Source organism: Shewanella carassii, from assembly GCF_019670705.1.
Classification (GTDB): domain Bacteria; phylum Pseudomonadota; class Gammaproteobacteria; order Enterobacterales; family Shewanellaceae; genus Shewanella; species Shewanella carassii.
Genome location: NZ_AP024618.1, coordinates 2,027,530 through 2,040,996 on the forward strand (window position 1 = coordinate 2,027,530; position 13,467 = coordinate 2,040,996).

At 53.2% G+C, this 13,467-nt stretch carries 13 protein-coding genes; 9 read left to right on the forward strand and 4 right to left on the reverse strand.

Annotated elements, in window-relative coordinates; genetic code table 11:
• Positions 1–170 precede the first annotated feature (170 nt).
• Positions 171–2,111: a DNA repair helicase YoaA gene (gene yoaA / locus K5621_RS09220; protein WP_221051003.1), complete on the forward strand. Its 1,941-nt coding sequence runs from the start codon at positions 171–173 to the stop codon at positions 2,109–2,111.
• Between the two features lie 113 nt (positions 2,112–2,224).
• Here yoaA and hemB read toward each other — a convergent pair whose 3' ends face one another.
• The 4 genes from hemB to K5621_RS09240 form a co-directional block, all read right to left on the reverse strand.
• Positions 2,225–3,235, reverse strand: coding sequence for a porphobilinogen synthase (gene hemB, locus K5621_RS09225; protein WP_221051004.1), 1,011 nt, complete (start codon positions 3,233–3,235; stop codon positions 2,225–2,227).
• Between the two features lie 151 nt (positions 3,236–3,386).
• Positions 3,387–3,821: a hypothetical protein gene (locus K5621_RS09230; RefSeq protein WP_221051005.1), complete on the reverse strand. Its 435-nt coding sequence runs from the start codon at positions 3,819–3,821 to the stop codon at positions 3,387–3,389.
• Between the two features lie 44 nt (positions 3,822–3,865).
• Positions 3,866–4,801 carry a zinc dependent phospholipase C family protein gene (locus tag K5621_RS09235; protein ID WP_221051006.1) on the reverse strand — a complete coding sequence of 312 codons (936 nt, stop codon included), beginning with the start codon at positions 4,799–4,801 and terminating at the stop codon, positions 3,866–3,868.
• Between the two features lie 192 nt (positions 4,802–4,993).
• Complete coding sequence (locus tag K5621_RS09240) at positions 4,994–6,289, reverse strand: MATE family efflux transporter (protein ID WP_221051007.1); 1,296 nt, start codon at positions 6,287–6,289, stop codon at positions 4,994–4,996.
• 169 nt (positions 6,290–6,458) lie between these two features.
• Between K5621_RS09240 and tsaB the strand changes: the two genes are divergently transcribed.
• The 8 genes from tsaB (at position 6,459) to rnd (ending at position 13,442) form a co-directional block, all read left to right on the forward strand.
• A complete protein-coding gene (gene tsaB, locus K5621_RS09245; protein ID WP_221051008.1) occupies positions 6,459–7,175 on the forward strand; it encodes a tRNA (adenosine(37)-N6)-threonylcarbamoyltransferase complex dimerization subunit type 1 TsaB in 717 nt (238 codons plus the stop codon).
• 58 nt (positions 7,176–7,233) lie between these two features.
• Entirely contained in the window at positions 7,234–7,536 is a 303-nt protein-coding gene (locus K5621_RS09250) for a hypothetical protein (protein ID WP_100142674.1), read from the forward strand.
• Complete coding sequence (locus tag K5621_RS09255) at positions 7,523–8,230, forward strand: M50 family metallopeptidase (protein ID WP_221051009.1); 708 nt, start codon at positions 7,523–7,525, stop codon at positions 8,228–8,230. The genes K5621_RS09250 and K5621_RS09255 overlap by 14 nt, the downstream gene beginning before the upstream one ends.
• Positions 8,231–8,306: 76 nt before the next feature.
• On the forward strand, positions 8,307–8,498 hold the full coding sequence (locus K5621_RS09260) for a hypothetical protein (RefSeq protein ID WP_342370163.1): 192 nt from the start codon (positions 8,307–8,309) through the stop codon (positions 8,496–8,498).
• 126 nt (positions 8,499–8,624) lie between these two features.
• Entirely contained in the window at positions 8,625–9,470 is an 846-nt protein-coding gene (locus K5621_RS09265) for a class I SAM-dependent methyltransferase (protein WP_221051011.1), read from the forward strand.
• A 21-nt stretch (positions 9,471–9,491) separates the two neighbouring features.
• Positions 9,492–10,385 carry an alpha/beta fold hydrolase gene (locus K5621_RS09270; RefSeq protein WP_221051012.1) on the forward strand — a complete coding sequence of 298 codons (894 nt, stop codon included), beginning with the start codon at positions 9,492–9,494 and terminating at the stop codon, positions 10,383–10,385.
• A 202-nt stretch (positions 10,386–10,587) separates the two neighbouring features.
• Complete coding sequence (gene fadD / locus K5621_RS09275) at positions 10,588–12,261, forward strand: long-chain-fatty-acid--CoA ligase FadD (RefSeq protein WP_100142670.1); 1,674 nt, start codon at positions 10,588–10,590, stop codon at positions 12,259–12,261.
• Positions 12,262–12,332: 71 nt separating this feature from the next.
• Entirely contained in the window at positions 12,333–13,442 is a 1,110-nt protein-coding gene (rnd, locus tag K5621_RS09280; protein WP_100142812.1) for a ribonuclease D, read from the forward strand.
• The last annotated feature ends 25 nt before the right edge of the window (positions 13,443–13,467 follow it).

Consider the following 13,467-nt stretch of genomic DNA (forward strand, 5'->3'; position numbering starts at 1 on the left):
GAGCATAAGTTTGCGAATCCTTAGCCTGAAGAGTTTGGTTTAAGTGGTTATGTTAACTATATCAATGCCAACTCTGTTGGCTAGAGCGGCTTGGCGATAAGGTTTGTCCCTTGTATCCGTCACTCAAATAGCGATAATGCACGCCATACCCCAGGGCAAAAAGGAGCACAATGCGTAATCGACTCGTCAGCGAAACGGCACTGGCCTTCGCCCCGGGCGGCCCTTTGGCCTCCAATATCAGGGGCTTCAAGCCCAGAGAACCGCAACTGGAGATGGCCCGAGAAGTGGCCCAGTTACTCCATGGCCCAAGCGGCGCTGCAGTGCCTTTGGTGCTCGAAGCCGGCACCGGGGTTGGCAAAACCTTCGGTTATCTGATCCCGGCGCTGCTCTCCGGTAAGCAAGTGATTGTCTCCACCGGCTCAAAGAACCTGCAAGAACAGCTGTTTTATAAAGATCTGCCGGCCTTGCTGCAGATGCTGGATCTGCAAGTTCGGGTGGCGCTGCTCAAAGGGCGCAACAATTATCTGTGTCAGTTATTGCTGGAGCAGCAGTTGGATGGTGCCCAGAGCCGCAGCCCGGAAGTGCTTGATGATCTGCTCAGGATAAATCAATGGGCCGCGGCCAGCACAGATGGCGATCTTGGCACGCTGGCCACGGTTTCCGAGCAGTCGCCGGCACTGGCGCTGGTGGCTTCTTCGAAAGAGCGCTGCACCGGCAAGCGCTGCGCCTTCTATGACAGCTGCTTTACCCGCAAGGCCAGACAGAAAAGCCTGGAAGCCAGGATTATCGTGGTTAACCATCATCTGTTTTTTGCCGACAGGATCCTCAAGGATACCGGCTTTGCCGAGTTATTGCCCGATGTCGATGCGGTGATTTTCGATGAGGCTCATCTGCTTGCCGATATCGCCGTAACCTACTTTGGTCGCCAGCTGTCGCTCGCGGCCATGCAGCGAGTGCTGGAGCGGGTGGAAGCGGTATATCAACAGGAACTCAGGGATACTTCACAACTGAGCGATCTCGCCAGGCGCTGCGGCTCCCGCCTGGCGGATTGGGCGCAGATGACCCAGGCTTCCGGGCAAAGCGACTGGCGTCCCTTGTTGGCCGATAAAGAACTTGCAAGGCAATGCTGGCAGCTGCTCGAAGAGTTTCGGGCGCTGGAGCGGGTGATGCTGGCCAATATCGGCCGCAGTGATGAACTGGATGATTGCCTGGAAAAATGGCTCGATTACTGCGGGCAGCTGCAGCAGTTTTTCAACTGTGAAGATCAAAGTGCGGCTTACAGCATAGAGCAGGGCAGTCGTCTGCCGACGCTGAGAATGGCGCCTATTGATGTTGCCAAGGCGTGTCAGGCGCTGTTTGAGGTGCAAACCCGTTGGCTATTTACCTCGGCAACGCTACAGGTGAATCGCAGCCTGAGCCATTTTTGCCGGACATTGGGACTTAAGGGGGCCAGGGAGCTTATTCTGGACAGCCCCTTTGACTATCGGCGCCAGGCAATTTTGTGTGTCCCCAGGGAGTTTGGGGATGTGCGCTCTGAAGGGGATTATCAGTTTCGGCGCCTGCTTGAGGTGTGTGAGCAGGCGATTAATGCGGCCAAGGGCCGAACCTTTATTTTGTTTACCAGTCACAGGATGCTCCAGCGGGTGGCGCAGGCGCTTCATGGTCGCAGTCGTTATCCACTCCTGGTGCAAGGCAGCGCCGGTAAGCAGACCTTGCTGAAAAAGTTTCGTCAGCTGGGTAATGCCGTGCTGCTGGGCACCGGCAGTTTTTGGGAAGGTGTGGATGTGCGCGGCAAGTTACTCTCTTGCGTGATAATCGACAAACTGCCCTTTGTGTCTCCGGACGATAATCTCTATCGCGCCAGAGCTGCAGAGATCAACAAGCGACAGGGTGACCCCTTTGTGGAGTTGGCCTTGCCCCAGGCGGTGATAGCACTCAAGCAGGGTGTTGGACGGCTCATTCGTGACGAGAGCGACCGCGGTGTGCTAATTCTCTGTGATAATCGCATCGTCAATCGCAGCTATGGTCAGGCATTTCTCAACTCCTTGCCGCCCATGTACAGAACCCGCAATTTGCAGTCTGCTTTGTCTTTTCTTGAAGGTATAAATTGATTAAAAACAGCTTGATACTGTTATTGATAGTGTTTATCCAATTTTTGGGGCAAATAAATTGATAGCAAAAAGGCGCCTACTTTCAGGCGCCTGTTTGCTCTCTGTACTAGCGATTAGCCGCGATCTGCGGCCAGCCAGGAAGCAAATTGCTTGGTGTAGTAGCTGACAATCAAGCTGGCACCGGCGCGTTTGAAGCCGACAAAGCTTTCGGTAACCACGGCCCTTTCGTCCAGAGCGCCGGCCAGAGCAGCGAACTTGATCCCGGCATATTCACCGCCCACATGATAAGCCGCCAAAGGTAACTCGGTACGCTCTCTCAATTGTGACAACACATCCAGATAAGGCGTACCTGGCTTAACCATCAGAATATCGGCGCCTTCCTCTTCATCGAGCAGGGCCTCCAACAGCGCTTGCCGGCCATTGGCGCTATCCAGTTGATAACCTTTACGATTGCCGCTGAGTTCACAATCTACCGCCGCCCGGAATGGGCCATAGAAAGAGGAAGCAAACTTGGCCGAGTGGGCCAAAATGGCGACATTTTCAAAACCGGCCGCATCCAGGCCCTCACGTATGGCCCGAATTTGGCCGTCCATCATGGCCGAAGGAGCCAGCATGTCGGCACCGGCGCGGGCAGCGCAGACAGACTGCTTGACCAGGTTTTCCACAGTCGCGTCATTACAGACTTCATTGTGCTCGACCACACCGCAGTGGCCGTGATCTGTGTACTCGCAGAAACAGATATCCGGGATCACCAGCATCTCGGGTGCTTCCTGCTTGATGGTGCGGATCATCCGTGCCAACAGGCCATCATCGTTCCAGGTATCGCTGCCGATGGCATCTTTATGGTGTGAAATACCAAAGGGCATCACATAGCGGATCCCGAGGGCCTTAAGCTCACGGATCTCAGCTGCCAGCATGCTCTCGGGCAATCTGCTGATCCCGGGAAGGGTGCTGATGGCCACAGGCTCGGTAATGTCTTCTTCGATGAACAGTGGGTGCACCAGATCGGTCAGGGAAACTTGCTGCTCGCGAACCAGATCCCGCATGGCTTCTGAGCTGCGAAGACGGCGAAGGCGACGAAGAGGTTTGGTGAAGCTGCCGTGACGGCAATGACTATCTGACATGAGAGTTCCTTTACTGCTATGGCGGATAGCTGTTTGCCGGCACTTTTCTCAAGATCTGGCAACCAGCACTAAGCTATTGAGGTTAAAGGGGCACAAGCGCCCAATAGCGCTTAGGATACCCTTTGCCCGAAACGGGACTCTATGATGAAGATCACAGTTCTTCCTGGCAGATGTTGGCAGGTGCAATACTGGTTTCGCAGGGATGTGTGCCCTGTTGCCAATGTTGTTTATCGAGTTTGGCGGTGCAGCCACTGTCTTCCATCAGTGCCGTTTTACCGTCTGCGCTGCACAGCAACAAGAGGGCATGATCCTCGATACGAAACAGATGCAGTTGATATTGGCGGAATGGCTCGAGCAGAGAGGCATCATGGGCGGTAGCCAACGCCAACAAGCTTTGACCATCTATGCTGTCAGGATGGTCGTCATAACGTATGGTGGCCTCGGCGGCGCTGGTTACTTTGGTCAGTGCCGGTGCCAGTGGTTGGTAGTCTTGTTCATGCCTGTCACCGAGACCGCAACCACCAAGTATTGGTAGCAGCGCTAGCAGCAGGCAGACGATTGGGCCTTGATGGAAAATTGATTTCATCCTTGAATCCTTATCTACAAATAGTAGGTCGGCGCTAGTTCCTGTTAGGTCTGTTCCTGCCAAAACGCCAGCTCGCCGGCGGCATTTCGGCCCGTGTCCAAATTCCAATCTTTGATACTTTCCAGATAGGTGCTGTCTTGCGCCAGTACGCCGCTGGCGATGAGTTGCCAAAAGTGTTTGACGTTTTCTCTGGCGCGCAGAAAAATCTCGTCATAATGCATCTCGCCCTCAGGGGTAGCTAGGGTTAAATACGCTGTTTCAATCTGCTCTTGGCTCGGGTAGAGGACGGCGAACTTGACGCCCAAGTGGCGGGCAAACGGTAGCAGTCTGTTGCCTTCCTCGGCAATCTTGTCCACCACAGTGATAAAGCCTTTATGCCAGTCATTGATGGCTGGTGGATTATTGGCCCATTCCTCTCTATATACGTCTTTGAAGCAGTTGTCCCACAATCTCTCTATGACAGGATCCAGTTTCTGGCCTGTGGCATCGCAGCAGGCGGCGATGCCGGAATCCAAGTGTTCGGACAGACCGATTGCCCCGAGATTGAGCTTTGGATAGATGTAGGCATCCTGATGCATTTCACAATGCCTGTGGGCATCGGCGTTGTCTTTGTAGGGGCCGACTTTCATCTCAATAACCGGATGCACAGTGACATCTGTGATTACATGGGCACAATAGCCCAGCAACCAGGCCAGGCCCTTGTCGCGTTCTTCCCCTTCACTGCAGGCCAGGTGACGAACGCCGGCCTTGAGCATTTCGCCGCTATGCAGGTAGTGCATCTTGTCGGCCCAGCTTTTGGCCTGTTGGCGGTCATTGAGAGCAAGATAGGGATAATCCGGGCTGACCGCTCCAAGTTCGCAGTACTTGAAGTGTTTCAGTAAGGCGCGAATAGCGGCCTTGGGCATATTGGGAACAGCCTCCAGCTCAAGTGGCTGTCTGAGGCTGTTGACCATGGTGAGGTGTGCATAGGCGCCTGGCATTCCCTGGCCTCCAATCCTTTGCTATTGCGTACTATTCCTTGGGGTTAACCTTAGCCGCTGAAGGTGAAAACGGCCATAGCCCGAAGCTACTATCAAGCGCAATTGACTCAAGAGTAAATCAGACTGGCCGCTTTCCTTGGTTGGTGCCCGTAAGCCAACGCAAAGCACAGATGGGACTTATTCGCACCTTCCTTAGGAAACGGCCGGTGAAGCCTGGGCTTTACTGTGGCGGATATGGCGCTCCACCAGAGCGCCTATCAGGTACATCATCAAGTAACCGCAGCCGAGGGCGAGGATCACCGCCACCACATTGGCCGTCAGTTGCCTGAGCAGGAAGAAGGCGCCCACCAGAGTTGCTATGCCGGCGAGGCGGATCAGCAAACTGGCATTGAAGTAGCCTTTGGCCTTGATATAGGCCAGTTGGTAGCCGTTAAGCATTAGAAAGATGAAGAAAATGGCATAGTGCAGCAGTACCGGGACGGCGCCGTGATACTGGGGCGGAAACAACATTCTGAACAGACTCTCGCCGCCCAGCAGCATGACAACAAAGAAACTGATGCTGACAACCAGCGCCAGCTTGTAGAGCCAGTGTTTGATGGCGCGGATCTGTTCATTGTCCTGGGCGCGAACACAGACCGCCAATTCAGGCAATACGAAGCGGTAGATGGGGAATACAAACAGCAAGGTCATGTAGGTAAATACCGGCCTGACCACCACTTGGAAATCCCCCAACTCTTCGACACTGAAATAACGTATGGTCAGCAGTACGGTAATATAGATCATCAGAATGCTGGAGCCGGCTTCGAGCGAGGCGGTGACACTGCGCTTCATAAAGCTTTTTAGTGCCGGCTCCAGATTGACCTTGGCGAGCGGCGCGGTGGCGATTTGACGCCGTCTTCTCAGATACATAAAGGCCGCGATAATCAGAGATGACAGCGTTGTAGCGTAAAAGAGTGCCCCCAGCGGCGCCATACTCAGCCCGTAGTAACACAGGGCAAAGGCCAGCACCAAAGACAGCGGCTCCAGCCAGGTTACCTTGTTGCTGATTTCATAGAGGCGATACATGGCAACCAGGTTGGTAAAGTACACCTTGAGTCCCATGCTGACTATGATGCCCACCAGTTGCAGGTATTCCACATCTATGGCGAGTTTGTGCTTGATATAGGGCAGTATGATGCCCCAGGTCAACAGCACCACAAGGATCAGCGCATAGCGAAAAATATTGATGATATCCCTGTCGTTGCGGATCTGGCTGTAAGACACCACCATGGATGAGCGAAAGCCTGTCATCAGGATCAGTGACAGCGAGATGATATCGATAACCGTGTGATAGATGGCCAGGTCCGCCTTGGGAACCCAGCTGGCGAGCCAGACTTTGAAGGAAAACCCGATGGCTATGCTGATGAGCGTGGCCCAAATACCGGCGACAAAGGCATGTTTCAACCGCGAAACCGCGGTTTCATTGGAAGATTGAGAAGGGCTGGACATAACAGACGCTAACCGAAAAGGGGACTCCATATTAGTTGAGAACTGTTCTCATTGTCCATGATAAGGATCACAAGGGCAGATCCGGGCTTGGTTTCAGCGTATTTGATGGTATGATCCCGCCGCTATTAACTCGCCGAAGGCCATGCCTTCGCCCATCAAGGTTGAACCCATGACATCGACTAAGCTTGCCAACTCTCCTGTTATTCTGGCTCTGGATACCTGTACCGAACTTTGCTCAGCGGCGCTGGCATGGCAAGGTGGCAGTATTGCGGAATCTGTCGATGCGCCCCGTGAACACAGCCAAAGATTGCTGCCCATGATAGAGAACTTGCTGAGTCAGTCCGGGCTCAAGATGCAAGATATCGGCCTTATCGCCTATGGCCGTGGGCCAGGCAGTTTCACCGGTATCCGTATCTGCACCTCTATGACTCAAGGGTTGGCGCTAGGGCTGGATGTCCCTGTAATCGGCATCTCTACCTTGGCAGTAATGGCGCAACAGGCCATAACCGAACATGGTGCACAGCAGGTGATTTGTGCCATAGATGCCCGCATGGGCGAAATCTATTGGGCGGCGTTTGAACAGGAGTCCGGTATGGCCAAACTGGTTGGCATAGAGCAAGTGAGCGCCCCAGAGACAATGACCTCGCCCTTTGCCAATGCGGACAAGGTGTATTGCTGCGGCACCGGGTTTGATGCCTACCCGGCACTTTTACAACATGCCGAAAACTTGACCTTGCTGGATGCGGTGAAATATCCTCAAGCCAGTGCTATGCTTGCTTTGGCAAACCTTGGTTGGCAACAAGGGCTGGCCACCTCGGTCGATGAGCTGGCGCCAGTGTATTTGCGAGATACTGTTGCCTGGAAAAAGTTGCCAGGAAGAGAATAGGGCGCTGGTGGCTTAATTAACCCAAGGGCCAGGGGTAAACGGGGATCAAACCAGTATCATGATGATCAAGCAGACGGGACATCCGGGTGCAGTTCAAAGTCTGTCGCAGGCGGTAGCCGGCAACAGGCCTCCTGAGCGTGCCCAGCAAACCGTTGAGACTTATGATGAAATTCTTGTCAGCCCATCCAGGCAACTGGTCGAGTTTGACAGCCAAGCCCTTAACGACAAATACCAACAAAGAGAGCAACTGAAGCGGGAAACCGCAGGTCATTCTGATGCAATCGCCCTCTATCTCCATACCCAACACGCCGCGCAGCGGGACGCTATCTCAGCCATGGTGGGCATAGATGTCTACGCCTGATAGTTCCGCAGCCGATAACGCGTTTGTAAAATCGTCCCATTCAGTGCAATTACCCGGAAGAGGCCAGTTTCTGCTGGAACTCCTGCTGGCCTTGATGTTGACTCATCTGCCCTATGTCTCTGTACCCTTCAAATGGTTGGAAAGCTATTTCCATGAGTTGTCCCATGCGCTGGCAACGTTGTTAAGCGGCGGGATTGTCAGCCATATCCAACTCTTTCCGAGTGGCGCCGGTTTCTGCTTCAGTCAGGGTGGTTGGCCGCTCCTTATCGGCTTCAGTGGTTATTTGGGGGCGGCCTTTTGGGGCTGCCTGCTTTACCACCTGGCTACTTGGCCGCGGGGGATCCGTATAAGTTTCGCCTTTATCGGCGCCTTGGTGCTGCTCACCATACTGTTGTGGGGGCGGGACGTACTGACCCTGAGTATCCTCATTAGCCTGAGTGTTCTGTTTTTGCTGCCGCTGAAATTTGGCGGCAATCGATTGCTCAGCGGCAGTCTGCGCCTGGTGGCCTTGATGGTGATGCTCAACGCGCTTGCCAGTCCTGCAGTGTTGCTGGGGCTGGACGACAGGGGGGATGCGGTATTGCTGGCTGAGTACAGCTGGGTGCCTGCGTTCGTCTGGGTATTGCTGTGGTTCACTTCCGGCTTATTGGCGCTACTGCTTTGCTGGCGCCGCATAGATGGAAAATCAAACTGATCCTTGGCAAGTCTGCCGCTCACTGTTAGCTTGAACTGCAATTTTATTTGGCACGCTCAGCGGCAGTCTGCGCCTGGTGGCCTTGATGGTGATGCTCAACGCGCTTGCCAGTCCTGCAGTGTTGCTGGGGCTGGACGACAGGGGGGATGCGGTATTGCTGGCTGAGTACAGCTGGGTGCCTGCGTTCGTCTGGGTATTGCTGTGGTTCACTTCCGGCTTATTGGCGCTACTGCTTTGCTGGCGCCGCATAGATGGAAAATCAAACTGATCCTTGGCAAGTCTGCCGCTCACTGTTAGCTTGAACTGCAATTTTATTTGGCACTAGTGTGTGCCAAAAAGTCGTGTCGGCGGGTCTGTTGCCGTAGCATAAGTCCAGATTCAAAGGAGAAGGGAAATGGAATACAAGCAATTCAATCGCAAGCTGGCAACGCCGCTTGGCAAGGTGTGGCTATTGGCAGGCTTGCTGCTTGGCAGCGGTGCGGTGCAGGCCGGCGAACAGGCGTTGCTGGAGGCGGTTAACAGTGACTTTCGCCGGGAAGCCAATGTTGAACGCGACCAATATCGTCATCCAGAGCAGACACTGGATTTTTTTGGGATCACCGCAGAGCAAACCGTGATTGAACTCTGGCCCGGCGGTGGCTGGTACACAGAAATCCTGGCGCCCATGTTGGCGGACAAGGGGCAGTATATTGCCGCCGGTTTTAACACAGAGCCGCAGGAAGACACCCCTGGCAGCCGTTATCGGGCCAAGGCGGGCAAGCGTTATCTTGAATGGCTTCAAGCCCACCCCAAAGAGCTTGGGAAAATCAAACTGGTGGTTTTGGATCCTCCCGCGCAGGTCAAACTGGGGGAAGATGCCAGCGCCGATGCTGTACTCACTTTCAGAAACCTGCATAACTGGGCCAGTCAGGGGCAACTGCAAACCGTGTTTCAGGCTGCCTTTAATGTGCTTAAAGATGGCGGCGTCTTTGGTGTGGTTGAGCACAGGGGCAAAGCCGGCAACGGCCCTGACAGCGGTTACATGATGCAAAGTGAGATGATAGCACTGGCAGAAAAGGTCGGTTTCACCTTGGAAGCCAGTAGTGAGATCAACGCTAATGCCAGGGACAGTAAAGATTACCCCAAAGGCGTCTGGACCTTGCCGCCGACATTACGATTGGGTGAGCAGGACAGGGACACTTACCTCAAGATAGGAGAAAGTGACCGGATGACACTCAAATTTATCAAAAAAGCGAACTGATACGCTGACAACAGAGGAATTATGTGGCAACCTTCCGCCCCCGTAAAAGCACAGAACATCCCGCTGCCGCATCTCAACCTGGCCGCCCAATGCTGGGGCGCGGAAGATAAACCCCTGATATTGGCATTGCATGGATGGCTGGATAACAGCAACAGCTTTGCCCCTTTGGCTGAGAAGCTGATGGATGATTATCGTGTTCTGGCCATCGACTGGCCGGGACATGGTTTATCGGAGCACAGACCTGGGCATTACCCACTACATTGGGTTGATTATCTATATGATCTTGAGTTGCTGCTCGACAGTTTAACTGTCGATGAACCTGTCATTCTTTTAGGGCATTCGCTGGGGGGAATCGTCGCCAGCGCCTATGCTGCCGCGTTTCCCGAGCGAGTTGCCAAGCTGCTGTTGATTGAAGCTTTCGCTCCTCTCTATGAAGCGGTCGAGCAGGTCAAGCCGAGACTGAGAAAGAGCTTTACAGCCCATAAACGCATGCTTTGCAGCAAACGCCGCCAAGTGGTTTATGACAGTGTTGAACCGGCCATCAGAGCCCGGGTACAACTGACCGGATTGGCCGAGCCTTGGTCCAGATTGTTGGTGACGCGCAATATGCAAATTGATGCCCAAGGCGCCAGATGGCGCAGCGACCCAAGACTGCGACTCGATTCGCCGATGCGACTTTGTTTTGAGCAGGTAGCATCGCTGATGCAGGGGATCGCCATCCCCAGCTTACTTATCACGGGTGAGCAGGGATTTCCTGGATTGGTGCAGAGTTTACCCCAGGCCCGCGCCTGGTACAGTGACTTGCAAATAGTGCAACTACAAGGGGATCACCATTTACACATGGGCAATGCCAGCGAAGTAGCGCAGACCTTGGCCGGATTTCTCCATGGGAGAAAATCCAATCCGGGGGACTAGGCAAATAAAAGCTTTTATGTGATGATGATCAAAATTTTAAACGCCCGTATGATTTTTGCGGCGCGAAAGTTAAACACCAAGAGTCGAGGCCAAAGGCCTTAATAAGAACTTCATAAAAATACTCAGTGCTTTGCCCGCAAACGCCGCGGGCTTTAACGACAGAGAGTCGTTTCCGCTGAAGACGGAATTTTAGGAGAAATTTGTGGACCAGCCCTGGATTAACAGTCTGCCTGCCGATGTGCCAGCTGAAATTGATGTACACCGTTATACTTCTTTGCTGGAGATGTTTGAGAAGGCGGTGAATACTTATGCCGATCAACCCGCGTTCGTCAATATGGGGGCAACCCTGACCTACCGAAAGTTGGAAGAGCGCAGCCGGGCTTTTGCTGCCTATTTGCAAAATGATCTCAAGTTGCAAAAGGGCGATCGAGTGGCGATCATGATGCCAAACCTGTTGCAATATCCTATCGCGCTGTTTGGTGTGTTGCGAGCCGGCATGGTCGTGGTCAATGTCAACCCGCTCTATACCCCAAGAGAGCTCAAGCATCAGCTGGTCGATTCCGGTGCCAAGGCTATCGTGGTTGTGTCCAACTTTGCCAGTACGCTGGAAGCGGTTGTCGATCAAACGCCGGTCAAGAATGTGATTATCACAGGGCTTGGTGATCTCTTGAGTGCTCCCAAGCGTACCTTGGTTAATTTTGTGGTGAAGTACATCAAGCGCTTGGTACCCAAATACTCTCTGCCCCACGCCATCTCCATGCGCCGAGCCTTGAGAGCCGGCAAGAAAGCACAATATGTCAAGCCTGAGGTCAAGAGTGATGATGTGGCCTTTTTGCAATATACCGGCGGTACCACAGGCGTTTCCAAGGGCGCCATGCTCAGCCATGGCAACATAGTTGCCAACGTATTGCAGGCCAACGGTGCTTATGCCCCCCTGCTCAACGATGGCAAGGAGTTTGTGGTAACCGCCTTGCCGCTTTACCATATTTTCGCTTTGACGGTGAATTGTTTGTTGTTCCTGCATAAAGGTGCCAACAATTTGCTGATCACCAATCCAAGGGACATTCCTGGGTTTGTTGCCGAACTCAAGAAAACGCCTTTTACCGCGCTGACTGGAGTTAATACTCTGTTCAACGCCCTGGTCAACAGTGAAGAGTTTAAGGCATTGGATTTCTCTCGCCTCAAGCTCTCAATTGGTGGGGGGATGGCAGTGCAGCGCGCCGTAGCCGACAAGTGGCAGAACATCACCAAGACCCGCTTGCTCGAAGGTTATGGCCTGACCGAAGCTTCACCTCTAGTGGCTTGCTGCCCTTATGATTTGGCCGGTTATAACGGTTCTATCGGCTTGCCAGCACCTTCGACACAAATTCAGGTACGGGGTGACGATGGTCAAGTATTGCCTCAGGGGGAGACAGGCGAGCTTTACGCCAAGGGACCCCAGGTGATGTTGGGTTATTGGCAGCGTCCTGAAGAAACTGCCAAAGTGATCGACAAAGACGGTTGGTTGGCCACAGGCGATATCGGCTATATGGATGAAAAGGGCTTTTTCTATATCGTTGACCGCAAGAAAGATATGATCCTGGTTTCTGGCTTCAACGTTTTCCCCAATGAAGTGGAAGAGGTAGTGGCCTTGCATCCCAAGGTGGTTGAAGTGGCCGCCGTGGGGGTACCCCATGAGGTCAGTGGTGAACTGGTGAAGATTTTTGTGGTGGCAAAAGACAAATCTTTGACCGACAAGGAGCTTATCAAGCATTGTCGTCATCATTTAACAGGATATAAAGTGCCGAAACTGGTAGAATTCAGGGACGAATTGCCGAAAACCAACGTAGGAAAGATCCTGCGCAGAGAACTCAGAGATGAGGCCAAATCTGCATAATATAGAGAGCCGGCGCCAGCCGGCTCTCGTGTTTCCGGGGCCTGGAAACTCGCGCAGGATGGGAGTTGAATTTGCAAGATTACCTGTATGTAGAAGATGATGCCGCCTTGGCTCAGCTGGTGGCCCAGTACCGTGAGGCCAAATTATTGGTACTGGATACTGAGTTTGTACGCACTCGCACTTACTATGCCTGTCTAGGGCTTATTCAAGCCTATGATGGTAAGACTCTGGCGCTGATAGATCCTGTGGCTATCTCGGATCTTTCTAGTTTCTGGGCCTTACTGACCGATGAAAAGATCACCAAGTTGCTGCATTCCTGCAGTGAAGACTTGGAAGTGTTTGCCCGTCAGGGCCATTGTCAACCTAAGCCTTTGTTTGACAGTCAATTGGCGGCTGCCATTGCCGGTATGGGTCACGGCTTGGGTTATGCCAAGCTGGTGCAAGAATGCTTAGGGGTTGAGCTCGACAAGGGAGAGTCTCGTACTGACTGGTTGAAACGACCACTTTCTAAAGCGCAGCTCAGTTATGCGGCCAATGACGTTTATTATTTACACCAGCTCTATCCTCAGCTACTGCAGAAATTGCAACAGCAGGGCAGGCTTGAGTGGGCATTGGAAGAGAGTCAGCGCATGACCGAAGGGCGTCTGGATGCGCCTGATGAAGACACGGCATATCTAAGAGTCAAGAACGCCTTTCAACTGAGTACGCAACAGTTAGCCGTGCTTAAGGTGTTGGCAGCCTGGCGTTTGCGTAAGGCGCTGGCAAAGGACATGGCGCTGGGTTTTGTCATGAAAGACCACGCTCTTATCGGTTTGGCTAAGCGTCAGCCAAGAGGGATCAACGACGTGCTTGCCATGAAAGAGCTAACGGATCATGAAAAGCGTCTCTACGCCAAAGATGTGCTTAAGGTCATGGCCAAGGCGGATATGAGCAATCTGCCGGAGCCCTTGGATGTGTTGGCTCTCAAGCCTGGATATAAGAGCGCCTTCAAGAGTATCAAGCAGTGTTTGGGAGAGGTTGCTGAGTCTGACAATGTGCCCATGGAGTTACTCGGCTCCAAGCGCCATATTCACGAATACCTTGAATGGGTATGGGCCGGTAAACAGGGGCCAATCCCCTTGGTATTGTTGGGCTGGCGTGGTCAGTTGGTGGCCGATAAGTTAGCTAAGCTGACTTTCTGAGTTTGCTTATATTAATAAAGAAGGC

Excerpts from the sequence above, each read along its gene's own strand:
- yoaA (WP_221051003.1), top strand. The coding sequence starts at position 171 with ATGCGTAATCGACTCGTCAGCGAAACGGCACTGGCCTTCGCCCCGGGC.
- hemB (WP_221051004.1), bottom strand. The coding sequence starts at position 3,235 with ATGTCAGATAGTCATTGCCGTCACGGCAGCTTCACCAAACCTCTTCGT.
- K5621_RS09230 (WP_221051005.1), bottom strand. The coding sequence starts at position 3,821 with ATGAAATCAATTTTCCATCAAGGCCCAATCGTCTGCCTGCTGCTAGCG.
- K5621_RS09235 (WP_221051006.1), bottom strand. The coding sequence starts at position 4,801 with ATGCCAGGCGCCTATGCACACCTCACCATGGTCAACAGCCTCAGACAG.
- K5621_RS09240 (WP_221051007.1), bottom strand. The coding sequence starts at position 6,289 with ATGTCCAGCCCTTCTCAATCTTCCAATGAAACCGCGGTTTCGCGGTTG.
- tsaB (WP_221051008.1), top strand. The coding sequence starts at position 6,459 with ATGACATCGACTAAGCTTGCCAACTCTCCTGTTATTCTGGCTCTGGAT.
- K5621_RS09250 (WP_100142674.1), top strand. The coding sequence starts at position 7,234 with ATGATGATCAAGCAGACGGGACATCCGGGTGCAGTTCAAAGTCTGTCG.
- K5621_RS09255 (WP_221051009.1), top strand. The coding sequence starts at position 7,523 with ATGTCTACGCCTGATAGTTCCGCAGCCGATAACGCGTTTGTAAAATCG.
- K5621_RS09265 (WP_221051011.1), top strand. The coding sequence starts at position 8,625 with ATGGAATACAAGCAATTCAATCGCAAGCTGGCAACGCCGCTTGGCAAG.
- K5621_RS09270 (WP_221051012.1), top strand. The coding sequence starts at position 9,492 with ATGTGGCAACCTTCCGCCCCCGTAAAAGCACAGAACATCCCGCTGCCG.